Annotated in this window: 34 protein-coding genes and 1 riboswitch; of the genes, 12 read left to right on the forward strand and 22 right to left on the reverse strand. The window is 41.8% G+C overall.

Annotation, left to right across the window (positions count from 1 at the left end; translation table 11 throughout):
- Positions 1 to 24: 24 nt before the first annotated feature.
- Positions 25 to 1,665, forward strand: a complete 1,641-nt coding sequence (locus PCC7418_RS03860; RefSeq protein WP_041596139.1) for an MBL fold metallo-hydrolase — start codon at positions 25 to 27, stop codon at positions 1,663 to 1,665.
- 1 nt (position 1,666) lies between these two features.
- Here the strand turns inward: PCC7418_RS03860 and PCC7418_RS03865 are convergent, their stop codons facing one another.
- Both PCC7418_RS03865 and PCC7418_RS03870 read right to left on the reverse strand, forming a co-directional pair.
- Entirely contained in the window at positions 1,667 to 1,978 is a 312-nt protein-coding gene (locus PCC7418_RS03865; RefSeq protein ID WP_015224868.1) for a DUF6679 family protein, read from the reverse strand.
- 238 nt (positions 1,979 to 2,216) lie between these two features.
- Complete coding sequence (locus PCC7418_RS03870) at positions 2,217 to 2,558, reverse strand: DUF4278 domain-containing protein (RefSeq protein WP_015224869.1); 342 nt, start codon at positions 2,556 to 2,558, stop codon at positions 2,217 to 2,219.
- Positions 2,559 to 2,594: 36 nt separating this feature from the next.
- Positions 2,595 to 2,662, reverse strand: a riboswitch (Glutamine riboswitch).
- A gap of 338 nt (positions 2,663 to 3,000) precedes the next feature.
- On the opposite strand from PCC7418_RS03870, the gene dnaN reads away from it, so the two are divergent.
- Positions 3,001 to 4,149 (forward strand): DNA polymerase III subunit beta, encoded by a 1,149-nt coding sequence (gene dnaN, locus PCC7418_RS03875; RefSeq protein WP_041596435.1) that lies wholly within the window; start codon positions 3,001 to 3,003, stop codon positions 4,147 to 4,149.
- Between the two features lie 14 nt (positions 4,150 to 4,163).
- On the opposite strand, the gene PCC7418_RS03880 is transcribed toward dnaN, so the two are convergent.
- From PCC7418_RS03880 to PCC7418_RS20410, 4 genes are all read right to left on the reverse strand, one after another.
- Positions 4,164 to 4,565 carry a fasciclin domain-containing protein gene (locus tag PCC7418_RS03880; RefSeq protein ID WP_015224871.1) on the reverse strand — a complete coding sequence of 134 codons (402 nt, stop codon included), beginning with the start codon at positions 4,563 to 4,565 and terminating at the stop codon, positions 4,164 to 4,166.
- Between the two features lie 146 nt (positions 4,566 to 4,711).
- Complete coding sequence (locus tag PCC7418_RS20405) at positions 4,712 to 4,873, reverse strand: type II toxin-antitoxin system HicB family antitoxin (RefSeq protein WP_015224872.1); 162 nt, start codon at positions 4,871 to 4,873, stop codon at positions 4,712 to 4,714.
- Positions 4,874 to 5,029: 156 nt separating this feature from the next.
- Complete coding sequence (locus PCC7418_RS03890) at positions 5,030 to 7,645, reverse strand: DNA methyltransferase (RefSeq protein ID WP_015224873.1); 2,616 nt, start codon at positions 7,643 to 7,645, stop codon at positions 5,030 to 5,032.
- 176 nt (positions 7,646 to 7,821) lie between these two features.
- Complete coding sequence (locus tag PCC7418_RS20410; protein ID WP_171814881.1) at positions 7,822 to 7,980, reverse strand: hypothetical protein; 159 nt, start codon at positions 7,978 to 7,980, stop codon at positions 7,822 to 7,824.
- Positions 7,981 to 8,271: 291 nt separating this feature from the next.
- On the opposite strand from PCC7418_RS20410, the gene PCC7418_RS20710 reads away from it, so the two are divergent.
- The 4 genes from PCC7418_RS20710 to PCC7418_RS03905 all read left to right on the forward strand — a co-directional run bounded on the left by PCC7418_RS20710 (position 8,272) and on the right by PCC7418_RS03905 (position 9,678).
- A complete protein-coding gene (locus PCC7418_RS20710; RefSeq protein ID WP_051030518.1) occupies positions 8,272 to 8,763 on the forward strand; it encodes a hypothetical protein in 492 nt (163 codons plus the stop codon).
- Positions 8,745 to 9,152, forward strand: a complete 408-nt coding sequence (locus tag PCC7418_RS20715) for a hypothetical protein (RefSeq protein ID WP_051030519.1) — start codon at positions 8,745 to 8,747, stop codon at positions 9,150 to 9,152. The genes PCC7418_RS20710 and PCC7418_RS20715 overlap by 19 nt, the downstream gene beginning before the upstream one ends.
- 116 nt (positions 9,153 to 9,268) lie before the next feature.
- Positions 9,269 to 9,463: a type II toxin-antitoxin system HicA family toxin gene (locus PCC7418_RS03900; RefSeq protein WP_235620792.1), complete on the forward strand. Its 195-nt coding sequence runs from the start codon at positions 9,269 to 9,271 to the stop codon at positions 9,461 to 9,463.
- Positions 9,460 to 9,678 carry a type II toxin-antitoxin system HicB family antitoxin gene (locus PCC7418_RS03905; RefSeq protein WP_015224874.1) on the forward strand — a complete coding sequence of 73 codons (219 nt, stop codon included), beginning with the start codon at positions 9,460 to 9,462 and terminating at the stop codon, positions 9,676 to 9,678. Before PCC7418_RS03900 ends, PCC7418_RS03905 begins: the two co-directional genes overlap by 4 nt.
- A 213-nt stretch (positions 9,679 to 9,891) precedes the next feature.
- On the opposite strand, the gene PCC7418_RS03910 is transcribed toward PCC7418_RS03905, so the two are convergent.
- Positions 9,892 to 10,131, reverse strand: a complete 240-nt coding sequence (locus PCC7418_RS03910; RefSeq protein ID WP_015224875.1) for a type II toxin-antitoxin system HicB family antitoxin — start codon at positions 10,129 to 10,131, stop codon at positions 9,892 to 9,894.
- Entirely contained in the window at positions 10,122 to 10,367 is a 246-nt protein-coding gene (locus PCC7418_RS03915) for a type II toxin-antitoxin system HicA family toxin (protein ID WP_015224876.1), read from the reverse strand. The genes PCC7418_RS03910 and PCC7418_RS03915 overlap by 10 nt, the downstream gene beginning before the upstream one ends.
- A 54-nt stretch (positions 10,368 to 10,421) precedes the next feature.
- On the opposite strand from PCC7418_RS03915, the gene PCC7418_RS21095 reads away from it, so the two are divergent.
- Positions 10,422 to 10,550, forward strand: coding sequence for a hypothetical protein (locus PCC7418_RS21095; protein WP_255348273.1), 129 nt, complete (start codon positions 10,422 to 10,424; stop codon positions 10,548 to 10,550).
- Between the two features lie 112 nt (positions 10,551 to 10,662).
- Here PCC7418_RS21095 and PCC7418_RS03920 read toward each other — a convergent pair whose 3' ends face one another.
- The 6 genes from PCC7418_RS03920 to PCC7418_RS03945 form a co-directional block, all read right to left on the reverse strand.
- Complete coding sequence (locus tag PCC7418_RS03920; protein ID WP_015224877.1) at positions 10,663 to 10,938, reverse strand: helix-turn-helix domain-containing protein; 276 nt, start codon at positions 10,936 to 10,938, stop codon at positions 10,663 to 10,665.
- Positions 10,935 to 11,267, reverse strand: a complete 333-nt coding sequence (locus tag PCC7418_RS03925) for a type II toxin-antitoxin system RelE/ParE family toxin (protein ID WP_235620740.1) — start codon at positions 11,265 to 11,267, stop codon at positions 10,935 to 10,937. Before PCC7418_RS03925 ends, PCC7418_RS03920 begins: the two co-directional genes overlap by 4 nt.
- Positions 11,268 to 11,457: 190 nt before the next feature.
- The gene (locus PCC7418_RS03930; protein ID WP_015224879.1) at positions 11,458 to 11,664 is read right to left on the reverse strand and encodes a hypothetical protein; all 207 of its coding nucleotides are present in this window, start codon (positions 11,662 to 11,664) and stop codon (positions 11,458 to 11,460) included.
- A complete protein-coding gene (locus PCC7418_RS03935) occupies positions 11,664 to 11,957 on the reverse strand; it encodes a BrnT family toxin (protein WP_015224880.1) in 294 nt (97 codons plus the stop codon). Before PCC7418_RS03935 ends, PCC7418_RS03930 begins: the two co-directional genes overlap by 1 nt.
- A 165-nt stretch (positions 11,958 to 12,122) precedes the next feature.
- Positions 12,123 to 12,386, reverse strand: coding sequence for a Txe/YoeB family addiction module toxin (locus tag PCC7418_RS03940; protein WP_015224881.1), 264 nt, complete (start codon positions 12,384 to 12,386; stop codon positions 12,123 to 12,125).
- Complete coding sequence (locus PCC7418_RS03945; RefSeq protein WP_396275484.1) at positions 12,379 to 12,633, reverse strand: type II toxin-antitoxin system Phd/YefM family antitoxin; 255 nt, start codon at positions 12,631 to 12,633, stop codon at positions 12,379 to 12,381. The genes PCC7418_RS03940 and PCC7418_RS03945 overlap by 8 nt, the downstream gene beginning before the upstream one ends.
- A 353-nt stretch (positions 12,634 to 12,986) precedes the next feature.
- On the opposite strand from PCC7418_RS03945, the gene PCC7418_RS03950 reads away from it, so the two are divergent.
- Together PCC7418_RS03950 and PCC7418_RS03955 are read left to right on the forward strand one after the other, a co-directional pair.
- Positions 12,987 to 13,286, forward strand: coding sequence for a nucleotidyltransferase family protein (locus PCC7418_RS03950; protein WP_150107119.1), 300 nt, complete (start codon positions 12,987 to 12,989; stop codon positions 13,284 to 13,286).
- A complete protein-coding gene (locus PCC7418_RS03955) occupies positions 13,270 to 13,632 on the forward strand; it encodes a DUF86 domain-containing protein (protein ID WP_015224884.1) in 363 nt (120 codons plus the stop codon). The genes PCC7418_RS03950 and PCC7418_RS03955 overlap by 17 nt, the downstream gene beginning before the upstream one ends.
- A 91-nt stretch (positions 13,633 to 13,723) precedes the next feature.
- On the opposite strand, the gene PCC7418_RS03960 is transcribed toward PCC7418_RS03955, so the two are convergent.
- From PCC7418_RS03960 to PCC7418_RS03985, 6 genes are all read right to left on the reverse strand, one after another.
- Positions 13,724 to 14,863 carry a DUF3800 domain-containing protein gene (locus PCC7418_RS03960; RefSeq protein ID WP_015224885.1) on the reverse strand — a complete coding sequence of 380 codons (1,140 nt, stop codon included), beginning with the start codon at positions 14,861 to 14,863 and terminating at the stop codon, positions 13,724 to 13,726.
- 128 nt (positions 14,864 to 14,991) lie between these two features.
- A complete protein-coding gene (locus PCC7418_RS03965; RefSeq protein WP_015224886.1) occupies positions 14,992 to 18,252 on the reverse strand; it encodes an efflux RND transporter permease subunit in 3,261 nt (1,086 codons plus the stop codon).
- A 240-nt stretch (positions 18,253 to 18,492) separates the two neighbouring features.
- The gene (locus tag PCC7418_RS03970; protein WP_015224887.1) at positions 18,493 to 18,906 is read right to left on the reverse strand and encodes a hypothetical protein; all 414 of its coding nucleotides are present in this window, start codon (positions 18,904 to 18,906) and stop codon (positions 18,493 to 18,495) included.
- Between the two features lie 129 nt (positions 18,907 to 19,035).
- Positions 19,036 to 20,043, reverse strand: a complete 1,008-nt coding sequence (locus PCC7418_RS03975) for an NAD(P)/FAD-dependent oxidoreductase (RefSeq protein ID WP_015224888.1) — start codon at positions 20,041 to 20,043, stop codon at positions 19,036 to 19,038.
- An 89-nt stretch (positions 20,044 to 20,132) separates the two neighbouring features.
- Positions 20,133 to 20,501, reverse strand: coding sequence for a rhodanese-like domain-containing protein (locus tag PCC7418_RS03980; protein WP_015224889.1), 369 nt, complete (start codon positions 20,499 to 20,501; stop codon positions 20,133 to 20,135).
- A 32-nt stretch (positions 20,502 to 20,533) separates the two neighbouring features.
- Positions 20,534 to 20,737, reverse strand: coding sequence for a DUF2892 domain-containing protein (locus PCC7418_RS03985; RefSeq protein WP_015224890.1), 204 nt, complete (start codon positions 20,735 to 20,737; stop codon positions 20,534 to 20,536).
- A gap of 145 nt (positions 20,738 to 20,882) precedes the next feature.
- Here PCC7418_RS03985 and PCC7418_RS03990 point away from each other — a divergent pair, with 145 nt between their 5' ends.
- From PCC7418_RS03990 to PCC7418_RS04000, 3 genes are read left to right on the forward strand one after another with little or no spacing between them, the layout of a single operon-like run.
- The gene (locus tag PCC7418_RS03990; protein ID WP_015224891.1) at positions 20,883 to 22,196 is read left to right on the forward strand and encodes an NAD(P)/FAD-dependent oxidoreductase; all 1,314 of its coding nucleotides are present in this window, start codon (positions 20,883 to 20,885) and stop codon (positions 22,194 to 22,196) included.
- Between the two features lie 3 nt (positions 22,197 to 22,199).
- A complete protein-coding gene (locus PCC7418_RS03995; protein ID WP_015224892.1) occupies positions 22,200 to 22,475 on the forward strand; it encodes a helix-turn-helix transcriptional regulator in 276 nt (91 codons plus the stop codon).
- Positions 22,476 to 22,503: 28 nt separating this feature from the next.
- Complete coding sequence (locus tag PCC7418_RS04000; RefSeq protein WP_015224893.1) at positions 22,504 to 23,853, forward strand: efflux RND transporter periplasmic adaptor subunit; 1,350 nt, start codon at positions 22,504 to 22,506, stop codon at positions 23,851 to 23,853.
- Here the strand turns inward: PCC7418_RS04000 and PCC7418_RS20055 are convergent.
- Positions 23,769 to 24,053, reverse strand: coding sequence for a type II toxin-antitoxin system HicA family toxin (locus PCC7418_RS20055; RefSeq protein WP_015224894.1), 285 nt, complete (start codon positions 24,051 to 24,053; stop codon positions 23,769 to 23,771). The two genes, PCC7418_RS04000 and PCC7418_RS20055, sit on opposite strands and share 85 nt — an antisense overlap.
- Entirely contained in the window at positions 24,050 to 24,253 is a 204-nt protein-coding gene (locus PCC7418_RS04005) for a type II toxin-antitoxin system HicB family antitoxin (RefSeq protein ID WP_015224895.1), read from the reverse strand. The genes PCC7418_RS20055 and PCC7418_RS04005 overlap by 4 nt, the downstream gene beginning before the upstream one ends.
- Between the last annotated feature and the right edge of the window lie 13 nt (positions 24,254 to 24,266).

Raw genomic sequence — 24,266 nt, forward strand, 5'->3', positions numbered from 1 at the left:
TTCGTGCTGGGGTAGAAATGAATGATGAGGAACGCGCCTTCTCCAATTCCTAATGATCACGGTTGCTTGTTTTGCTATCCTTATGCGGTTGGTCATGAGGGGGAAGGCGTTTGTTTTTTGTTGCAGTTGGGAGACCATCGTTTACTCTTAGATTGTGGGGTGGCTGATGTTAAGGAATTAACAACATCTGAGGGTAATTTACCGCCCATTGATTTCATTTTATGTAGTCATGCCCACAGCGATCATGCGCGGGGTTTGTTGAGTCTGCATCGCGCTTTTCCTGATCTCCCTGTTTATGCTAGTGAAGTCACGGTTCAACTCTTGCCTCTCAACTGGTTAGAAGAAAAAGATGTTCCTCCCTTAGCTCATGCTCTTCCCACGCGATCGCGCATTGCTTTAGCGGATGATTTAACCGTAGAACTCTATCCAGCTGGTCATTTACCAGGGGCTTGCGCGATCGCGCTCACTTATACCACCCCTCAACGCCGTCATCGCATCCTCTACACTGGCGATTTTTTCCTCTCCAATTCTCGCTTAGCAGAAGGCTTATCCATTGAAGAACTGCGGGGCTTCTCTCCCGATATTCTGATTATAGAAGGCAGCTATGGCACGGCACGGCATCCCCATCGCCGTCAGCAGGAAAATCAGTTGATGGCGCGGTTGAGTGAGACCTTAGCAGCTGGAAATAATCTTGTTTTACCAGTACCGTATTTTGGTTTAGCCCAAGAAATCTTAGTCTTGCTGCGATCGCATCATCAGTTTACTGGGCGCGATCTTGATATCTGGGTTGATCCGATGATTACTCAAGCCTGTAGTGCCTATCTTGAGATTCTGCCTCATCTTCCCGACTCCATTCAAAATTTTGCCAAACATCAACCTCTCTTCTGGGATGAACGGGTGCGCCCTCGGGTGCGTCCTTTGACCGCTCGCAGCGATATCACTGATTCTCCCACTATTCTTCTCGTTGAAGAAAACTCAGACTGGACACAACTGATTCCTGAAACGGATCAGCAATGGGTTGTTTTCCAACCTGAAGATCCCGCTCCCCCAGAGATCAATCGTCAAGATCTGCCTTGGCACAGTGAAACTTATCTTCTTGCCCAACATAGCGATGGTTTAGGAACAACGCAACTGATTCATAACCTCCGTCCGCAGCACGTCATCTTTGTTCACGGACCGAAAAATTACTTGGTTGATTTAACAGGACTCGAAGAACTTCAACATCGCTATCATCTGCATCTCCCGCAAGCGAAAACAGAAGTTGAACTTCATATTGGCGATGAATTTATTCAACCAGCAGCCCCACCAGAAACCAGCTACGAGGGAGAAGTGACAGAAGAAGAAAAAGTAGTCAATATTCAACTTCCCAGTAGTATTGTTAATGATCCGCGATGGCACAATTTTGCGGATACAGGATTATTGAAAGCCCGTTGGCAAGGAGAAGAACTGGTTCTCAGAGGCTTATCACAGAAGGAGATTCTTCGCCAAACCAGTGACGAAAAACTCCCTCGTGAAATCGCAAGTTGTGGCAACTGTCGATATCGGCAAGGTCAACATTGTCGGAATCCAGCATCCCCCCTTTATGGCTTTCAAGTGACACCAGAGGGGTATTGTCCGCTGTTTGAGCCTTTACCGAACAATTCAGACAATGAGCAGACAGAGTGACTTATTCTTGAGGATGATCGGGATGATGGGGATAGATTTGTTCGGCTTCAGGACATTCGTCAGATACTAAGGGATCAATGTTTGTCCGAGTCACTGAAGCCAGTTGGTGGGTAATGGAAGCAATACTTTCTAAACGAATAATCTCTTCCCAAGAACTAATCTCCTCATCCTCTTCCACTTCGTAACGCACCGTTACTAAATCACCTTCTAAGCTAACGATTCGTGCATCTTCGATCCAGCGTTGCTGATCCCGCAAGAAAATGCAGACTTCACGACCTTCGTTACAAAATTGATTAATCTTGCGGTGTAGCATCGTCATCTCCTGAGCCAATGATGGGTGTCTAGTGTTATTGATCAAGATATCTTACAGACTAATTGAATGGCTTAAATCTGGTTCTATTTTGACATATCAAGTTAGCAAAATTTTTAAGGAAGATCAAATTAGTGGTTTTCCGATTAAATTTTAAGATGAATTCAAGATTTAAACCCCACTTGCAAGAAACAAGCGGGGAACAAACTGCTATTAATGATTAAAGAACGGCTTCCAAGTGCTATTTCAGACCAATTTCAGCATTAGCCCGAGTAAGCATTGATTTTTGTCGTTTTTTGAAGTTCAGGACTTGGTTCCGCATCAGATTGCGGGCTTTCGCTTCAGTGGAGATGGAAGTGCTGTCAGGTTTAACTGATGTATCGGGGACTTCCGCACCTTGTGGATGAACTTGATAAGTAACACCCCGATAAGTGAGGTTTGCACGCGGTTGAAGGTGGAGTTGTTTTTTTAAGCCGTGAAAGCGCCAGTCTAAGCCACGATATTTTCCAGCAACTTGACCTTCTGTCGTTTCAATGACGGGAGTATTATTGTCGTATTGGACACCGCGATATGTTAATTTCATGGATTCGCCTCCGAGATTTCTGTTGTGATCGTTTGAGGCGCGTTCCTTCGGGGAGTTCCCTACTTCCGTCTCTCTAGAAGATTTCCGTTAGAGAGATGAACGATTTCTTTGATTTCTGTATCTATTGTTACAGTTTGCAGAAAAATTTGTCAAGTCTTCCCCTTCTTCTGAAGCTGATCTGTAATCTTTCTTTAAACCTCCCATTCTTAAGCAATCTGGACAGGGTTTAAGATAAAATATGATCTGCTTTTTCTTAAGGTCCCTCAATCGTCAGCACCTCTTCTTCAGCGCGACCTGAACTGGTCGGTTGAAGGCGAAGCGAACTTTACTCGGTGTAGCGAAGTATCCCGTTATTGGGAATTGGAGAAGAAACTACACCTCTTTCTTCTTTACTCAAATACTAATGTCGTCTTCGACAGGGTTTCAGACCCTTTATTTAATGATGAAACTTGTTTGCAGCCAGAGCGATCTCAAAACCAATCTCTCCCTTGTTAGTCGAGCAGTTCCCTCGCGCCCCACTCATCCCGTTTTAGGTAATGTTCTTTTTCAAACGAATGCGGAAACACAACGCATTACCCTAACTGCATTTGACCTAAGTTTAGGACTACAAACGAGTTTTCCCGCCCAAGTGAGTGAAAATCATACCTTTACCCTTCCCGCTAAACTCCTCAATGATATTGTGACTCGTCTTCCGGAAGGAGAAATCACCCTCTTAGGAATGGAAGATGAGGAAGGAGAAGATGATTTTAGTGCAACTCTCATTTCCGCTTCTGGACGCTTTCGATTGCGTGGGATGACTCCAGAAGAATACCCGAACTTACCAGAAATTACAGACGGAGAAGCCTTACAAGTTCCCGTAGCAGCTTTAGCAGATGGTTTAAGTTCCACGCTGTTTGCAGCAAGTACCGAGGAAGCCAAACAAGTGCTCACGGGCGTGCATTTAACCCGCCAAGAAGATAGTTTAGAATTTGCTGCAACGGATGGACATCGTTTAGCGGTTCTGGATGCGACCACAGAAGGGATTGCAGGAGCAACAGAAGGTTTTGCTGTTACCATTCCCGCTCGGGCGCTGCGAGAGTTAGAGCGAATGGTCAAAATGCAAAAAGAAGAGGCGGTGGTGAGCTTGCGTTGTGACGATGTGCAAGTTGCTTTTGAATTAGACTCCCAACGCCTAACCAGTCGTAAACTGGACGGATCTTATCCCGCTTATGACCAACTCATCCCGAAACAGTTTTCTAAACAAGTCACTTTAGAAAGGAAACGTTTATTAAATAGTTTGGAGTTAGTGGCTGTTTTAGCTGACCAGAAAAATAATGTGGTTAAATTCAGCATTGATAGTGAAAATCAACAGTTATCTCTCTCGGTGGATGCACAAGAAGTGGGGAGTGCTCAAGAGTCCATTCCTGCTCAAATTACAGGAGACAGTATCGACATTGCATTTAATGTCAAATATCTAATGGATGGACTAAAAGCCTTTAAGGGGAATGAGATTCAAATGCAACTCAATGAAGCAACACAACCCATTATTTTTAGTCCATTAGGAGAGTTGAAAATGACTTACTTGGTGATGCCAGTCCAGTTGCGGGATTAATTAATTGAAGCAGGCTATCCCATCAACAAAACATTATCAATCACATGAATCACACCATTATCGGCTTCGATATCAGGTGCAGTCACTGTGGCGTTTTTAACTTCAAAGCCATCGCTACAATCAATGGATATGGGCGATCCTTCTATAGAGTTGACCATGCCTAAATCAGCGAGTTCACTCTGATGATAGCGACCAGATAAAACATGATAGGTTAGGATGCGAGCAAGTTGCGGTGGATTTTGAACGAGGGTTTGAATCGTGCCTGGGGGTAATTTTGCAAATGCGTCATCTGTTGGCGCAAAGACAGTAAAGGGCCCTTCACTGGCAAGGGTATCCACTAAATCCGCAGCTTTCACGGCTTGTACTAAGGTTTGAAAGGAGTCATTTTCAACGGCAATATCGACGATTGTTGGCATAGTTGATTCCCGAAGTAAAAGTCAATGATAATCAAATTTTGTATAGATTTATTCTTGATTTTAGAGCAACAGTGCTCAATTTTTTCTAAGTAAATTCTAATCGGTTGAATTAAAAATCCTCATCAATTTGGTTCATGCGACAACAGTCAAAGGTGAACGACTAACCCAGTTTGTGGAAAAGGCTTCTGTTTTTGCTCGTAAATATCCTCTAAAAGATAGATGACATCTTGGGCGTTATCAAGAGCTCCTTGATAGGAGTCTCCATGAGTACAAGGCTGCATCATGTCAAAGTCAGGTAGGCTAGCCACATAGCATTGATCCTCTGGTGACCACTCAAGATATCTCTAGGAATACTCACGCGATCGCGCTATCTGAATCGCGCACCATAGATAAATTACAATCGTACTAAAAACTGACTTAATCAAAGATCAGTTTGCATTCATAAGTGATTACCTAAATTGATATTATTCCTCTTCAAATGTACTATCAAGCATTAGAGAATCTTCCTCCATTTCAATTTCATTAACCTCTTCATCGGTTAATCCTAATTGCTTTTTAGCAAAAACTCGCTTGGCACGGCGATCAAGAATTTTAATAATATTAGTCTTATCTTCTTTAATTGCCTCAATCTCTTCTTTCTGAATTAAGACCATATAATAACGAGATAATTCCATCATTCGATACGCATATTGAAAAGCATCTCTGGTAAATTCGCCAGTGGTTACAATCATAACCACATCTGCACCAGTAACAAAAGTCATTCCAATTTCTTTAGCTAAAACTTCTACATCAACTCGTTTAGTATTTTTACACTGAATTTGCCAACGGTGATAGACAAATCGATCTGATGCTGCTAAAACATCAACTTCTCCCTTTCCTGTTTCAAAATCTCTTTTACGCCATTTTGTAAAGCGGAGACTGGTGAGACGAATCATCCAAATAGCTAATAATTCTAAGGCTTTCCCTTTAATATGTTTATCAGGATTTTCCAGGTCATTAATAACATCTTCAAAACTCCGATTTAACTCAGTTTGGGAAATTTCTGTTAGATCAGCAATGGATTCTAATAACTTAGCTAATAATTCTTTTTGTGCTTTTTCTGTGAGCTTTACTAAATTTGGTTTAGCACCACGACCTGTTGTTGTTTTTTGCGTTTCAATTAAATCTGCTTGCGCTAAAGGCTGAATGATATCTTTAACAAATGACTTAGATGTGAATCTTATTTTATAGACACTTTTTGTATAGTTACTAATCTTATTCCAAGGGGTAAAATCAGTAATACTCATCTGAAGCATTGCCAATAAAAAATATTTTTGCTCAGATGTTAGAGTGTAGATTTCATCAATATAATCTTTATCAAGTTCTAAAATTTCATCAACTCGATCCCAATTAATCTCATATTGTTTTTCAAATACTCCTGCTTGTTCTAACCATTGGCGCATGGTGCTAACATAAATCGAGTTAGACGAAAGAGAATATCCCATCGCTTGTAATTCTTCAGCGATTAACTCCAGTTTTGGTTTTTCACCCCTACTATTAATTGCTTCTATTGCTTTTAATAATGACATCCCAGTTAAGTTAGTTAGAATGTGGCGAGCAAAAACAAGATCAGCTTCCTTGGGATTATTTTGATGTTCTAATATTTGTTGAGCAATCTCTGTTATTTGATATTGCCAATCATCCTCATCAATTGACTCTACTAATTGATAAGCCCGAAGAGACAGAAACGTATTCATTGACAGCTTCTTCTGGTTTTCTTTCTTTTGAAAATCATTTTTACCCGAGTGATTGGCATAGTAGCGTTCCACAATTTTTTCCTGCAATATATTGCGATCATGTTGGCAATCTTCACAAAGTTGTATAATTCCCAATAAATTCATCGTTTTGGGTTCAAATTGATGCCCATAAGTAAATTTAAGCGGTTTATTTTCCATTTCGTTACTGGTAATTTCAAATAAGTCTAACTGTTTCAACTTTTGATTGTCTTTGCTAGCAAATGTATTTTGAATACAATCAGGAACTAATGCTAATGCTTTTGCCTTAATTTCTTCCCGATCCTTTAATGGCGTAACAACCAAGGGAGCATCTTTTTCAAATCGAAACTGTGAGGCTTGAAGATACTTTTCATCAAGTTCAAAGGCTAACCAACGGCGATCGAGTGTCTCAGCAACTCTTCCTGTCAAGTTTGAACCCGCAAATGGATCAAGTACAAGGTCACTTGGTTCAGTACAAAGTGCAATAAAAAATTCAGGGAGCGCTTTAGGAAACCGAGCAGGATGAGCTTTGATTCCTTCTTCTTTGCAGCGACGTTGATAGTAATCATTAGAAGCAGTATTAGAAGCAGCAATGACATTAACAGGTTGCGCTAAATCATGCTCTAAAATCCAATTGAATTCACCTAATACAGGTTGACCGATCGCGCTTTCAGAGGCAAAACTAGGATCAGAAATCAGGTTAGGAGGAATCGCGCCACCGCGATCATTTTTAAACTTAGTAGAAATATCATGTCCAGACGGGCGTAACTTTGCGTCATAGCCATGTTTTAAAAGATTTTTCATCGCTTTACTGTAAGGACGTAAAACGTTTTTATTATTGGCTTTTGGGTGGGGGTCTTTTGATAGCCACCACACGGTATTCACTGCATCTTTTACTCGTTCTCTCCGCACCGTCACCCACTCAGCAGGGGTAGGAAGTTTAGCTGGGTTGTACCAAAAAAGCTCTTGAGCCAGAAAGAAACCTAAACCTCCTTTTGATTGAGGTTTACAAAGTTCTACCACTAACTCAAAATGATACAGAGAACGTACTGGGAATCCTTTAACCCAACTCCCGCCAATATCTATGACCAAAGACCCTTGAGGTTTAAGAAGACGATAAAACTCACTCGCAAATTCCTTAAACCATTCGAGATATTGATGAGCATCAACATTTCCATACTCCTTTTTTCTGACAAGAGCAAAGGGAGGGGATGTACAGATGAGATCAACGCTTTCATCTGGGAGTTCTGCCATAAGTTCTAGGCTATTGCCAAGATAGGAAGCACCGAGATGGGTTTTATAGTAAGGAATATTGCTAAGTTTCATTCAACTGCTAAATTGAGAGCTACAATTGCACTTTTGATTTTACGGGTTTGGCATCACTAAGATCGGTAGTTTGAGTTTAGGTAACGAAACCTAACATCAGCTATGTGAATACGCTGCCATCAATAGATTACATTAGCTCCCTTTTGAGTGGGCATTGCTTAGCCTATAGCTTAGCATTACTGATCCACAACCAATTGTTTCTCATTCACAGGTGTCTGTTCCTGCTTCCCATTAGAACGCTGATCGCCGTAATACATCAAGGGAATAATAAACAGCGTGAGTGCAGAAGACGTTAACATCCCCGTTAATAAAGTCCATGCTAACCCAGACCACACGGGATCGCTGAGAATCGTTAACGTTCCTACACTCCAATCATCCCTGTAGCATAAACATTGATCGCTGTTATTTTTTATAGAAAGTAGCGCGTTTGCAAAGCATGGACGGAGTCCAATCGCGTCTCATTTCTTTCCCAACGCGATCGCGCCTTGCAAAGACAGCATCCGATCGCGCACCATAGATAAATTCGCAATTTCAGATCAGTTACTCCGTCAATGTCACTTTCCAATTGATAAAATACGAATCAATTATCGCAGTTTTCTTTAAATCTTGAACAACCATTTTCTTTTGTGTCTAAAACGCCTTTTGATCAACTTGCCAAACAACTTTTCGAGGAACTTCTGCAACCCTTTGGAGAAGTACAAATCTCCTTAGAAGTGCCAGGGGAATCCCATTTAGTTGATATTTATTTTGCGCCGATTGCATACAGGAATCAAGATCGATCTCCCTTGGGACTCTTGGGGGAAATGATCACCTCACCCTGTTTATTTGAACCGTTCCGAAATCCTCCTTCTCCATCAGATTACCATCGCTGTAAACTGAAGCATGAGTGGATTATTGCCGACTTTTATCGTCAGCGCGATCAGAGCTTATCTTTACAAGAACTCCCTATTTTATGGATTATTTCACCTACCCTTAGCCAAAATTTCCTCACTTCAGCAGGAGCCATTGCAAAAGAGGATTGGTGTCATGGGGTATATTGCGGTGCGACCCCGCGGAGGCTTCCTCCGCAAGGGAACGCGCACCAAGACGGAAAGGGGAGATGGATCGCTGTGGGTTGATCGCTGTCCATCAACTGCCCAAAACTCCAGAGACTTTATGGTTGAGGTTATTGGGAAAAGGAAACTTACAACAGCAGGCGATTCAGGAAGTCATGGCGCTACCCGAAGCCGATCAAAGGCGAGAAGAAGCGTTAAGATTATTATCAAACTGGAAGATGATCATTGAAACTGTCCCTCAAATTGAACAGGAAGAAGGAGCGTTAACAATGGCACTATCACAAGCCTTTTTGGAATGGGAAGAAAAGACTAAGCAAGAGGCTAAACAGCAAGCGAAGCGAGAAATTGCTCTTAATCTTCTCCGTGCTGGGATGAGCCCTGAACAGGTTTCCCAATTCACAGGACTTAGCGCAGATACTGTAGAAGACTTACGCCAACAAATTGGAGAATGAAAACTCATAATCATAAACATTGATCGCTGTTATTTTTTATAGAAAGTAGCGCGATTGTCATTCCTTAGAAAATTAGAGTTGACAATGCCAAGGAAAATCAGAGACTAAAAGCCCAAATTGTACGAGAAGGGTTTGTTCTTCTACCAAAGCGAGGGAAAGGAAGTCATCAGCGTTGGCGACATCCACTCTTGAATAAAACACTAACGATTTCTGGTAAAGATGGAGATGATGTTCCCCCCTATCTGGAAAAACAGTTGTTAACGTTACTCAACAAGCTAGAACAGTTAAGAAAGGAGGATGAAAATTCATGAATCAATATAGCATGGTGATTCAGTGGTCAGAGGAAGACCAGTTATTTCTAGTGACAATTCCCGAGTTCAGCGATCGCGTTATGATGCCTTGTACTCATGGAAAAACCCGCCAAGAAGCTACTCATAATGGGGAAGAAGTGATTGAGATGTATTTATCCGCATGGAAAAATGAAGGGCAATCCCTCCCAGAACCTTCGACGCTTCAGATTGCCTAGGATTTCCAAGTTTGATGAGAGAAACTTATCTTATTCGGGCTAAAACTAAGTTGTTAAGAGTAAGGTTTTGTTATGGACGTAATCGCGCTGTTCTCATTTCTTTTCAAACGCGATCGCGCCTTGCAAAGACGGAATCTGATCGCGCACCATAAATAAATTCCAATCGCGCAAAGCTTTCCCTTAGAAACAATCCCTCTAAAGAGCTTACTTTATTCATTTATTTTGGCTGAAAATTTTCTGCCTACTACTAGCAACAGGGATTGCTTGATTTTTCTGTTGATAATCTTCTTTCACTAATTCCCAAGCAATTTTCAATTCTTCTAGAGCTTCTTGAGGCGTATCTCCAAAGGCAGAAATATTTGGCATTTCCTGAAAATGAGCAAGCCAGTCTCCTTGTTCATCAACATATAAATTAATAATAAAACCGTCAAAATTATAATTTTCTAAAGACATTGTTTTTCTTCCTCTTGATAATTAAGAAATTGTTGGACTTGATAAAGTTTTGCTTTGCCATCTTTACGAGGTTGAATGGGTAATAATTGACGATTCGGTGAACACCATAAGCGATGACTTCCTTTCTGACGACTCAATATCCATCCTGATTGTCTCAATAAGGTTTCAAATTCCTCGAAAGTAAGATTTTGTGGTCTCTCCTTTGCTTTTTTCTCTAACTTCTCTTTTTTGGTCATCTTCTAATTTTAGAATAATGTACCCTTTTAGTACCATGAACTAGGACACTAGAATTGTCTATCAGTTGGATTAAACAATTTACTATACTTGGGCGCGATCGCGCAGCAAAGTCTAATCGCGCTGTTCTCATTTTTTCTAAACGCGATCGCGCAGCAAAGACGGAGTCTGATCGCGCACTATAGATAAATATTGAAATGCTTTATTCTTCAAGTACAATCGACCAATCATGGAATGAATTGATAACTTGTTTGATGATCTGTCATAGCAATAAGTCTCCCAAAATTAACCTGATCGCTATTTTTCAAAAGAAATTTTTAGATGAGTTCCAGTGGCTTTAGCAATACGCTCTAAGGTTTCAATTGTTGTATTTTGTTTACCGCTTTCAAGGCGTGCTATTGCCGATTGTTTCGCGTTCATGCGTTTGGCTAATTCTTGTTGAGTGATTCCCGCCTGAGTACGGGCTGTAATAATTGCCGAGGCTAATTCAAACTCAGAAGCCAGTTCTTGATATGCTTTCTGGTAATCTGGATTTTTTTGCCATTGTTGATGTAAATCTGTAATTTTTGTCATTCCTCTATCTCCTTGGCTCGTTGTAAGGCAAGTTTAATTTCTTTTCGGGGGGTTTTTTGCGTTTTTTTAATGAAGACTCGAACAACAACAACTCGCTTGGGTTTTGCGGTTACATATAAAGCACGAGAAATGCCATCCTTACCTGTCATCCGAATTTCCCATAAGAAACCTTCTAAGTGTTTAACATAAGGTCTCCCAACGTTGGGTAACCCATGTTCAGCAATTAGTTCAGCAATTCTCACAAATCGTGCTTTCATATCCTCTGGTAAAGAGGACAATTCTTCGTCCACGATTTCACTAAGAGTTTCCACACTCCAGTTCATGGACATAACTCATCATAGACATGACTATTATAACATATATGTTATAACGCGATAGTAAAGAGGAATGATGCGTTATAAGGATTGATCGCTGTTATTTTTTATAGAAAGTAGCGCGATCGCGTCTCATTTCTTTCCCAACGCGATCGCGGCAAGCAGGAATTGCTTGAAGAATTATGATCGCACTTAGTAGGAAAAATTACTTCACTCCTTTGCTCAAGTCAGAATCCATTTCCTTTCTCACAATTTCATTAACCAATTCATTCCAATCAACTCCTTTTTCCTCAGCTTTTTTTCTCACAAATTCCTGTACTTCATCATCAAGATAGATAGGAGATTTAAACGTTGCGTTAGGATAATAAAATTTACCCCGTTCTGCTTTAGAAAAGTCATATTCAGCTTTCATCAGTCTTCTTCCTCATAACAACGAATTTCCTGCTTAGTTGCTCGTCTTGCGGAAATAATTCTCACATCAAGAACATTCGCATCCTCATCAATCGTATGAACGACTAGCAAATATTGACCGCTTGATATTACTCCCAGTGTAATCCATCGTTCTTCAACTAAGCTGTGTTCCTCATCAAAGATTGTCAAAGCCATCGGATCTGAGAAAACCCCCTCTGCTTCTCGAAAACTAACTCCATGTTTCTCTAAGTTTCTCTGAGCCTTAATTGGATCCCACTGGAAACGATACTGCATCTATTGTCGGTTTAGACTTAAAAATATTGGCAAACCAGAGAACAATACCTTGTGAGAGGTGACTCGTCAATTTCAATACCTGATATTTTGAGAATTAAGAAGTCGCGATCACGTATCATTTCTTTCCCAACGCGATCGCGCAGCAAAGACGGAGTCTGATCGCGCTTATTCTTGGTAATGATACCGACAGGAAAGAATGGTCAAATAATTATCATCAACAGCATAAACAAGACGATTGGTTTCATCAATACGACGAGACCAAAAACCTGATAAATTCTCTCTTAAGGGTTCAGGTTTTCCGATTCCTTCAAAGGGGTTAGATAAAGCATCTTCGATTAATCGATTGATTCTTTTTAGAGTCTTTTTATCTTGAGATTGCCAATAAAGATAGTCTTTCCATGCTTTACTACTCCAAGCTAATTTACGCATCAATTAAATCATGTTCTTGTGTTTGCCCTGCTTTATATTCGGCGATCGCTGCTTCTAAATGTTGAGCATTAGCAGGAGAGTTTAATAGGTAAACTGTTTCCATTAGGCTGTCATAATAACTTTTAGACATGACAACTGCATCTTCTGCATCTCTCCTGACGATAACAGTACAATTTTTGTCGTTGGCTACTGTATCAAGTACAGATTTGAAGTTTTTTCTCGCTTCGCTAAAGTTGACAATGTTCATGTTCATGGGATTTGTACATAGTTCAGTACAAGTATGATTATAGCGTTTCCAGAGAGTGATGATGTTGGGTTTGATCCGTCAACTCAAACTATGAACGCGATCGCGTAACAGATGCAGAGTCTGATCCCCTAGCATAGATAAATTCAAATCGCACTAAAAACTGACTCAATCATTCATTATTTTGCATTTATAAAGGTTTCGCCTCATTGAAAAACTGCTCTCGAATTAAAGGAGTTAACCTCTTGTTCAATGATGATTTCTACCTTACACTTTATCATTAATTTAGTTACAATGTTTGTAAATCAATTGCATTCACACTTTTAATTATTATGGTGACTCATAATACACTATTCATGATTGATCGCAATTTTGTTATTTCTACTCTTGAAGAAAATTTAGATAAAGTTAAAAGTTTTGGAATTAAATCTCTTGCTCTTTTTGGTTCTGTTTCTCGTAATGAAGCAACGCCAGATAGCGATTTAGATTTTTTGGTAGAGTTTGAAGGTGCTGCGACATTTGATGGTTATATGGATCTAAAGTTTTTTCTTGAAGATCTCTTTAATAAGAAGGTCGATCTGGTAACTCGACGATCTCTCAAACCGCAACTTACTGAAAAAGTTCTAAAAGAAGCAATTTATGTCACGGAGTCTTAAACTTTATTTAGAAGATATACTTAACAGTATTCGTAAGATAAAAAGCTATACGAACCAAATGACTCAAGCTGAGTTATCAGAAGATGAACTTAAGTTTGATGCAGTTGTTTATAACCTACAAATTATTGGAGAAGCAACAAAAAATATTCCAGAAGATATCAGAGATCGACAAATACATATCGAATGGAAAAAGATAATTGCGCTACGGAATATTATCACTCATGCTTATTTCTCTATCGATGATGAAATTGTCTGGGATATCATTCAAACAAAACTCGATCCTCTCAAAACTTGTATAGAATTGATTCTTAAAACTGAAAATTTGGAAGATAATAATGAGTTGTAGCGCGCTAGCAAAGACGGAATCTGATCGCGCACTATAAATAAATTCCAATCGTACTCAAAAATTAATAAATGCTCCCTTCAGCAAATGAATATTAATTTTCTGTTGTTCTATTTTCAAGAAATTCAGTTACATATTCTATCGCATTAGTTCCCTCTCCGGTTTGAGCATCTAAAGATTCAGGTGTAAAATTTTGTTGTGGCCAGTGAAGTTCAATTATAAGTTCAAAAAGATTAAGGTTATCGAGTTTTTTAAAGAACCGTTTTTCTTTTTTTAGAGTATTTTTGCTCTTGTTGGATTTTTTATTGATACCCTCTATATAGTTACTTGCCCAAAAGGAGATACAACCCGCCATAATATCTGCAAGTTGAATTCTAGGATCAACCTTAGAATTTTCAAATTTAATTTTGCGAGCTTTTAATGGGAACATGTAGCTACGTGTATCATATCCAATTAGAGTTGTTTGTGTATCTGGCTCCATCATCATTTCTAAAATATCTTGTGTTGCAGAGATTGGTTTTGAATCATCATGTATTAAATTGAATGGGCGATTTAATTCTTCACCCCATCGAACACAGTGTAAATAAAAAGATGGGATAGCTGGATCTAAAGATAGATGATCATTTCCTAATAAAATTTCTTCTATATAGTCATAGGATTTAAGTATGATACTCAGTAAACCTTGAAAATATTCAACCTCTTGATTATCACCTAAATTTAGCATTGTTTCTACAATCGAATAAAATGCTTCTATAGAAGAAACTGTTTGATAGCGAATCATTGCGACAAAATTATGAAGTAGTTGCTTAAAAGCAGATTCACCATAAAACGCGGGGAAACAAAAATAACATAGATTAGATAAAGCTATATTATAACCATATTTATATATATCAATATCATCTTGATGAGCACATTTTTCTAAAAGAATATCGATGATTTTGCCTATAGCTAAATATTTTTTGTGATAAATACTTACTTTTATTTTTTCGTGATTTGCTTGCGATGATGAAAGAAATCGAACTAGGTTATTTTCTCTTGATTTATTTCCTTTAATATCATCAGCAAATTTAGGATCGCTTACATGATTACCAGAAAAAATAGAATTAATAATTGAATTGGCTTCTGATTTAGAATAATTAACAGATGCTAAGGTAAATATTGGTTGTTGAAAATCTACAAGATTCGCACCAGTATTACCAGATTCATCAAATGCGATTAGAGGATTTTCTGCCATATTAAAATTAAGGTTTGTTTTTACTTCTAATATAGCAGTCAGAAATTATGTATGAGCTTTAACCGTCCCTAGATTCTAGTGTTAGGGGAAATCAATTATTAGTTTTTAAGTTAATACTGATCTATAAATTAATTATCCGCAACCAATTGTTTCTCATTCACCGATTTAGATTCCTGCTTCCCATTAGATCGCTGATTGCCATAATACATCAAAGGAATAATAAACAGCGTCAATGCAGAAGAGGTTAACATCCCTGTTAATAATGTCCAGGCTAACCCAGACCACACGGGATCGCTGAGAATGGTTAACGTTCCTAACATGGTGGTGACACTGGTGAGGAGAATCGGGCGAAAGCGCACCGCACCCGCTTCGATGATGGCTTCTTTTAGTTCAATGCCTTCTTTGCGTCTGTCTCCGACAAATTCCAAGAGGACGATCGCGTTACGAACAACAATCCCCGCTAATGCAATCACTCCAATCATCCCTGTGGCGCTGAAATAAACACCGTTGAGAGAGAAGCCCACTAAAATTCCGATTAAGGCGAGGGGAATCGATCCCAACATGATTAAGGGAATCTTGAAACTGCGGAACTGTCCGACAAGGATAATATAAATGAGGATGACCGCCACCAGCATCGCTAAGCCTAAATCGCGGAAGACTTCGAGAGTGAGTTGCCATTCCCCTTCCCATTTAATATAGTAGCCATCAGGTAAGGGGTTACGGAAGAAGTAAATCAGTTGTTCCATCACTGCATAAACCGACGATCGCGCATCCATTTCCCCAAAGACATAGGTGACAGGAACTTGATTTCTGTGGAAGATGGGCTGATCCACCGTTGTGGAAGTAAAGGTCACTAACTCAGTTAAGGGGACTAAATTTCCCTCTGGAGTGGGCATTTGAATCCGACGCAGATCATCAATGCTTTGACGGTTGGCTTCGGCAAAACGGACTTGAATTTGCACCGGCGTTAATTCACCGGGAACTTGCAACGTGGAAGCATCGACCCCGCGAATTGCCATGTTGATGGTTTGGGCGATGTCTTGGGTACTTAATCCCGCTTGGTTGGCTTTTTGCCGATCCACTTCCAGCTTCATCTGCGGGATTTGGTTTTTGACAGAATCATCCACGTCCACCACTTCGCCGGTATTGCGGAAGACATCAGCCACTTGTTTGGCAAGTTCACGCTGGCGTTCGTAGTCGGGTCCATAAATTTCCGCTAGCATCGTCGAACGCACCGGTGGACCCGGTGGATCTTCAATTAACTTGACGATCGCGTTATTCTGTTGGGCAATATCCGTTAACTTGGGACGTAAGCGAAAGACAATATCTTCAGAACTGACAGACCGCGCACTCTCATTAGTTAGGTGAACTCGAATATCGGCTAAATGTTCCCCACTGCGATGGGTATTCCCCCGCAATAAGCCGTTAAAATCAATGGGTGCAGCGATTCCCACATAGCTTTCAAACTGGACAACTTGCGGGTCTTCTTTCAGTACCGTTTCCATTTCCCGGACAATGCGGTCTGTTTCGACTAATTCCGTTCCCAACGGCGCATCCACTTGCACTAAGAAGCGGTCTTCATCCGCTTTCGGTAACATTCGGAATTTCACCGCTTGCGTCAGGGGAAGGGCGAAACTCGCTAGGAGTAAGCCCACCACAAAGAAGATTAAAAACCGTCGTCGGGTCGCCGAATCAATTAACGGTTCCATGATCCGCCGATACAGGTTATAAATGCGGTTGGGGACTTCTTCGGAAGATTGACCATCCTGATCGCCGTTATTATTTTGGGAACGTCCCTGCACTTTAATCACTCGTACCGCCAGATAGGGCGTGACAATAATCGCCAGCGAGGTACTAATAATCATCGCCACCGGAACATTAAAGGGAATCGGTCCCATGTAAGGTCCCATCATTCCCGTCACAAAGCCCATAGGGATAAAGGCGAGAATAACCGTTACGGTAGAGAGAAGAATGGGAACGCCTAATTCAGCAACCGCAAGGGTTGCCGTTCGTACCTTCTGGGAAAAGGACTGATCGGGCATTTCTTCAAAGCGACGGTGGATGTTTTCTGTTACCGCGATCGCGTCATCCACTAAAATCCCTAACGATAAAATCAGCGCAAACAGGGTAATTCGGTTAATGGTTTGTCCCGCGATCCAACCCACTAACAACGTTCCCGCAAGGGTTAAGGGAATGGCTAAAGCCACAATTAACGCATCGCGCCATCCCAAAAACGCAATCAGTAAAACAACAACAATCGCGATCGCCTGAAATAAACTAGAATACAAGTCGCCAACCGCTCGCGCTGCGGTGCGTCCAGCATTCCGACTGACGGCAATTTCTACGCCCGTGGGCATCTCGTCTTGTAATTCTTCAACACGATTAAAAATTTCTTTGGCGACAACCACCGCGTTTGTCCCTTTTTTCTTCGCAATCCCAATCGTCATCGCCGGACGTTCTGCAAAGTCTTGTTCCGGCTTTAATTTCGGATCAGGATAGGGTTCGGTGACATCCCAGTCTTGGCGGTTAAAGAGACGAGAATAAGTTGCGCGATCGTCATAGCCATCACTAACCGTGGCGACATCTTCTAAATAAATGGGCGATCCATCTTCCCCTTGTCCAACAACAATCGCTTTGAGTTCATCAGCCGTTTCAACAAGGTTTCCCCCTTCAATAAAAATCCGTCGATTCCCAACTGACACATCCCCTGCTTGCACTTGGGTATTCGCAGCTTGGATGCGTTGCGAAATCACCGCCGGAGAAATCTGATAACTTGCCAACTGTTCGGGATCTAAATCCACGCGCATCACTCGCGGTTGTCCCCCCGTAATGGTTAAATTCCCCGTATTGGGAATTTGCCTTAACTCTCGCAGTAACCGTTCCCCAACGCGACGCAACTGGTTATCACTATAGTCTTCTCCCGTTACCGTCAGTGTCACAATCGGAACATTATCCACAATCAAGGGATCAACCTGATAATTGACCCCTTGCGGTAACTCATCTCGGGAGTTAAACAGATGATTTTGCAGGCGAAATAAGGAATTTTCCCAGTCTTCCCCCACAAAAAACTGGGCAGTGATGCGGGCTTGACCGGTTTGCGAGGTAGAATAAATATCATCAATCCCCGGCAATTCCCGCAGTTTCGCCTCAATGGGCAACGTCACGGTTTCTTCCACCACTTCTGCTGGCGCACCCGGATAATGGAAATAAATATCCGCACCCGGAACGGTAATTTGCGGATTTTCTTCTTTGGGGGTAAACAACGCAGCAGCCAACCCAAAGATCACTAGGGCAACAATGATCAACAGGGTCACTTGCGAATTAACAAAATAGGCGGTGATGCGACCGACGATATTTAGGGGGCGTTGTTGTTCAGGAGTATTAGTCATTAGTCATTAGTCATTGGTCATTAGTCATTAGTCATTAGTCATTAGTCACTCGTCATTGGTAGGTTGGGTTAGCGAGGCGTAACCCAACGTATTAGTCACTTGTTATTAGTTATTCGCTGTTGATTATTTGTTATTGGAAATTCTAGCGAAAAACAAATGACGAAGGACAAATTGTTGGGTTTCGTGACTCAACCCAACCTACATTTTCCCCCCTTGCAAAGGGGGGTAGGGGGGATTACTCTAGCCGACGACAGCAGCGTGAACTTGTCCCATCACAGAGAAACTCTTCAGGAAAGGATTGACCATGCGAGGATCTTTGATCATTGCGCCATAGTCACCAACGACAAATTTTAACTTGCCTTGCATATACGCACCACTTAATCCCATCATATTCAATCCTTTCTGGAACCATTTTTCCCAATCTTCAGGCTGAGCACGCAAATCCCAACTGAGGGTTTGTCCGTTGTAAGCCCCAGCGTCAACAGCTTTGCCATCTTTAACCACTAAGACACCTCTGGGTTGATCTTCGCCTTTGAAACCATAGCCAATCACCGAGTCAAAGTTAATTTTTGCTAAAGCATCAGAAAGATCGGGTTCTGCGTTCCATTTTTCTTGGTATTGTGCCATCCATTCGGGAGAAAATAAATCTGCCATTTTTCTTGATCCTTTTTATTCTAAACTACATGATTAACTGGTTGATAAAATCAGTAAAAAAAGTTATGGCTAATTATTACTGATTCTGATGTTGGGTTTCATACTTTCACCCAACCTACAAGTCTGAAGTTAAGCCGAAGCTGTGGTGAGAAGATTTTCTTCCCAGCGACGGGGGGGCGTTGCATTGCGGATATCGCGCCAAATTTGGGTTGCAGCTAAAGCCCCATCACCCGCAGCAACAACGACTTGGTTTAAGCCCACTTTGAGATCGCCAATGGCGAAAATTCTAGGGTGAGAGGTGCGTCCCATTTTATCCGTAATTAAGTTATTGCCTTTATAGTCAAGGTCAAACCGAGTGAGATAATCATGGTGATACTTCGATCCCATTGAGATTAACCCCGTTTCTAACTCAATCACGGAACCATCGGTTAATTCCACACCTGTCATTTGATGGTTTTCCCCAAGGAACTGTTTAATTGGGGTTTCTACGATACGATAGCCATGATCTTCCAGTTGCTGACGCAGTTCTGGTCGAATCTCAAACATCCCATGGGTAAAGATGGTGATGTAAGGGGTGAACCAGCTTAAATTAAAGACCATTTCTTCAATACTGGCTTCACTTCCCGCGAAGAAACCGCATTGTTTATCAGTCATTTCATAGCCATCACAGACCATGCAAACGTGCAGATTATAACCTGCATATTCATAAACGTTTTGCATATCGTCTAAAGGCGGAAGCTGATCGATAATGCCACTAGCAGCAATAATATATTTTGCTCGTAAGACGGGATAGATACTATTATCATTGCGTCCCACTTTTGTGGTTACGGCGAAGGTTTCTCCTTCATCAACGATATCTTCTACAAAGCCGTTGAGAAAGTCTCCCTCTAAAGATAAATAATGATCTTTTCCGCGTTTGAGGAGTTCCCGTCCTGGGGTATCTGGGGGTAAACCGAGATAGTTGTGTAACTCCTGCATCCAAAACGATCGCGCTTTGCCTTTGTCGATGATCAGGCTAGAGAGATTATACCGTTGCAAGTAAATCCCTGCGGATAATCCCCCTGCCCCACCACCGACAACAATCGTATCGTAAATCTGATCTTGTCGCTGATCGAGGTTTTTGCGACTAATCTGCATAATTAATCTCCAAATGCTTTGGTCATTAGTCCTTAGTCATTAGTCATTCGTTATCAGATAACAATGACGTAAGGATAAAAAATAAGTAATCACTTACTTGTGGGAAGTCCTTTCTGTTGCCACTCCATCATTCCGCCAGAAATGTTATACACTTTTTGAAAGCCAGCCTTGAGGAGTTGCTTGGCTGCGATCGGGCTACGATGAGAGGTTAAGCAGATGACAGCAACCGGCTGATCTTTTGGTAGTTCCCGAAACCACTTTGGTAGTAACAACCGTCTTAAAACAGGAATCATGCCAAAGGAAAGGCGAAAGAGACTCAAGTTCACCGCTTGCGGTGCATGACCCGTCTTATATTCAAAACCCGTCCGCACATCGATTAATTTCGGAGGACGCGCCATTTGTTGATACTGCTTCGGTGAAATTTGTCGCACGGTTGGTTGTGCCGATGCTGTAACCATATAATTTTCTCCTAAAGAACAAACGAAGGGATTTATTGCGTCCGACAAGTCTTCCAACCGAAAATGCTATAAATCGGACAAGTGCCAACAAGTGCGGTTAATGTTGGAACGGTTGCTGCAACGCTTAGAATAATGCCAGTTGTCGTTCCGCTATAAGTGCTCATTCCCAGAAATAATAAGACTCCAGCTAAACCTAAGCGTAGAATTCGGTCTAGGAAACCAACATTATGAGACATCGTGATTGATCCTTCGTTGTTTGTTTCACTTCATTTACAAATATATAACCAATTAGTAATTTAGTCAACCCTTGAATCCGAAATCAGTTTGTGTTATTGTGAATATATGACTAAATAGTAGTATAAAAATAAGGATTTATAAAATATGGCACATATCGTAATTGTTGGCGGTGGATTTGGCGGACTGTCTGCAGCTTATGAACTTAAGCATCTTCTGCACGGAAAGCACAAAATTACTCTCATTTCCGATGAAACGACCTTTACCTTTATTCCCTCTTTACCGTGGGTTGCCTTTAATCTTAGACGCTTAGAAGATGTTCAACTGCCCCTAGCCCCCTTATTAGCTAGACAAGGCATTAATTGGCAACACGGGAGGGTCACTGGTCTTGATCCCAACCAGAAACGAGTGAGTGTGGGCGAGGATATCACCTTCGATTATGATTATCTCGTAATTACAACGGGGGCTTCTTTGGCGTATCATTTGATGTCGGGGTTGGGACCAGAAGAGGGCTATACGCAATCCGTGTGTAATGCTCATCATGCGGAAATGGCGCGAGACGCCTGGGATGAGTTCTTAGAAAATCCGGGTCCCTTGCTGGTGGGGGCGGTTCCGGGGGCAAGTTGTATGGGACCTGCTTATGAATTTGCCCTATTAGCCGATTATGCCTTGCGCCAAGAAGGCAAGCGCGATCAAGTTCCCATTACCTTTATCAGCCCTGAACCCTATCTCGGACATTTAGGAATTGGGGGGATGGCAAACTCCGGGAAGTTAGTCACCGAACTAATGAAGCAGCGGAATATTGATTGGGTCGAAAACGCTGAAATTGCGGAAATCAAAGAAGATCATGTCAAATTAACTGATGGTCGTGAGTTTCCATTTAACTATTCCATGTTTTTACCGCCATTCCGAGGCGCACAATTCTTAAAAGAGGTTCCTGGCTTAACTGATGAAAAGGGCTTTTTACCGGTTCTCGATACTTATCAACATCCTGACTATCCCTCCATTTATAGCGCAGGCGTGATTACCCAATTAGCAGCACCTGAAGAAACTGAAGTTCCCCTTGGTGCCCCAAAAACGGGTCAAATGACGGAATCCATGGCAATGGCAGTTGCCCACAATATCGCAAGGGAATTGGGGGAAATCAACGCCCGTCCTGTGAAACCCAGTCTAGAAGCGATTTGTATGGCAGATTTTGGCGATACCGGCATCATCTTTATTGCTGCACCGGTTGTTCCTGATCCTAGTGTGGGGCATCGTCGTCATGCGACTGCGCTGAGAGGGCTTTGGGTGAATTGGGCGAAAAATGCTTTTGAGTGGTACTTCTTAGCAAAAATGCGCTGGGGAACTGCGGTGCCTTGGTTTGAAAAGCTAGGACTGTATTTATTGCGGTTAACTTTGGTAACTCCCATTTCCGAAACGCCTACTCAGCAGAAGGATTTAACGAGTATAAAAGGATAAATTATGAGTGACATTGCAACGGTGGATCGCTATGAATTTTTAGCCAGTCGGTTTAAGTTATTGAGCGAACCCACCCGATTACGAATTTTAGAAGTCATTTGCGGTGAGGAACGTAAAGTCAGTGACATTTGCGAACGCACGGGTTTACAACAAGCCAATGTGTCCAAACAGTTGCAGTTATTAAGGACTGCAGGGGTTGTCGCTTGTCGGCGGGTGGGGACTTGTCGTTACTATCGCGTGACTGACCAAGAGTTATTGAAGCTGTGCGATCGCGCTTAGTTTGCAAGGAGAAAACAGAGGAATCAATATGACCAATACATTATTTATTAATCAACTATCACAGAAAAAACGCTTACTGGGAGTGACGAGTTTAATGATTCTCCTCGCGGGGGGAGGGATTTGGGGTTTAAATGCGGTTGTCAAACCCAATTTTGCGGTGTCCCAAACCACTGAAGAAACGGAAACGGCGAAAGTTGCTGTAGAAACGACAACTGTCGGCTATGAAACCACACGGCGCGATCGCGTGATGACGGGAACGGTTACGGCGCAAAAATCAGCAACCCTCACCACTCGTGTCAATGGCATTATTGAACAAATTTTAGTGGAAGAAGGCGATCGCGTGGCAAAAGGCGACCTCATTGCCAAAATTGATGTCCGCGATATCCAAGCCCAAACCAATCAAGCCCAAGCAAGTTTGTCACAAGCGCAATCAGCAGTCAATTCCGCGCGATCGGCTTACTTGACGGCGCAATCCCAAGAAAACCAAGCCCAAGCTGCTGTAGAAGAAGCAAGAGGAGAATTACGGGAAGAAGAAGCGGAATTAAAAGATGCACGGTTGCACCAACAACGGATGTCGATGCTGTATAAAAATGGCGCAGTGAGTAAATCGCGTTTAGATGAAGCAAATGCCCGCTTAGCAAGCAGTGAAGCCCGAATGGAGCAAATTAAAGCCAATATCCAACAAGCCCAAAGCCGAGTGGAACAAGCGCGATCGCAGATGGATCAAGCGCAAAGCAGCATCGAACAAGCCCAAGCTGGGGTTGCCCAAGCCAAAGCCAATTTAGACCAAAGTAGTGCGAATCTCGACTATGGTAACCTCAGAGCACCCTTTGATGGTGTAATTACCAAAAAACAAGCCCATGAAGGGGCAATGGCAGGGGCAATGGCTGGATTTGGACAACCGATTGTCACGGTGGAAACAGTGGATAATCTGGAATTTAAAGTGCCCGTTCCGGAATCACTCCTCGGACAAGTTTCCGTTGGGGAAAGAATTGGCGTTAAAATTGACGCAATTGGACGAGAAGTGGGCGGTGAAATTAAACAAATTGTTCCTAGTGCTGATCCCAAATCCCGTAACTTTATAGTGAAAATTGTTCTGGATGAAGACAAACAAGTCATTCCAGGGATGTTTGGTCGCATTAGCCTTTCCACCCGCGAAGAAGGCACATTAACCATTCCTGAATCCGCCGTCATTGAACGCTTTGGCATTACGGGTGTTTATCGCGTTGTCAATGATCAAGCCCAATTTACAACAGTGACACTTGGTAGTCAGCAAGGGGATCAAATTCAAATTCATTCGGGACTCGAAGCAGGAGACACCATTATCTTAAATCCGTCTGCCGAAGTGAAAGATGGCGCGATCATTGCCAAAAAGTGAAGCGCGATGGCAAGTGAATCTTCTTCGAGATTGAGTTGTTTCCGAATTAAACGGCACAAACTATCTTTAATTTCATTGTGATGTGGGATTGGCACTTTACTTCCCGTCACTGGGTTACGGTAAATGTCATGTTTTGAGCGATGCCGATGCAATATACAACCCGCTTTTTCCAGTTCACGAACAAGTTGTTTACGCTTCATACATCAAGGACAAGTTCCTTGGTTTTGACCTCGGCTGGGGCAGGTTCTTCGTCTATTATCATTAGTTTATAGGCATCTTGTATGTTTTCTTCTAATTCTTCAAGCGTTTCCCCTTGGCTAAACACACCAGGAATACCTCTTAAACGCCCAACGAACCAACCATCATCATGCCAATATTCCAATGTAAATGACTGTGGCATACGTCCTCCAGAC

The organism is Halothece sp. PCC 7418 (assembly GCF_000317635.1).
Lineage (GTDB): Bacteria > Cyanobacteriota > Cyanobacteriia > Cyanobacteriales > Rubidibacteraceae > Halothece.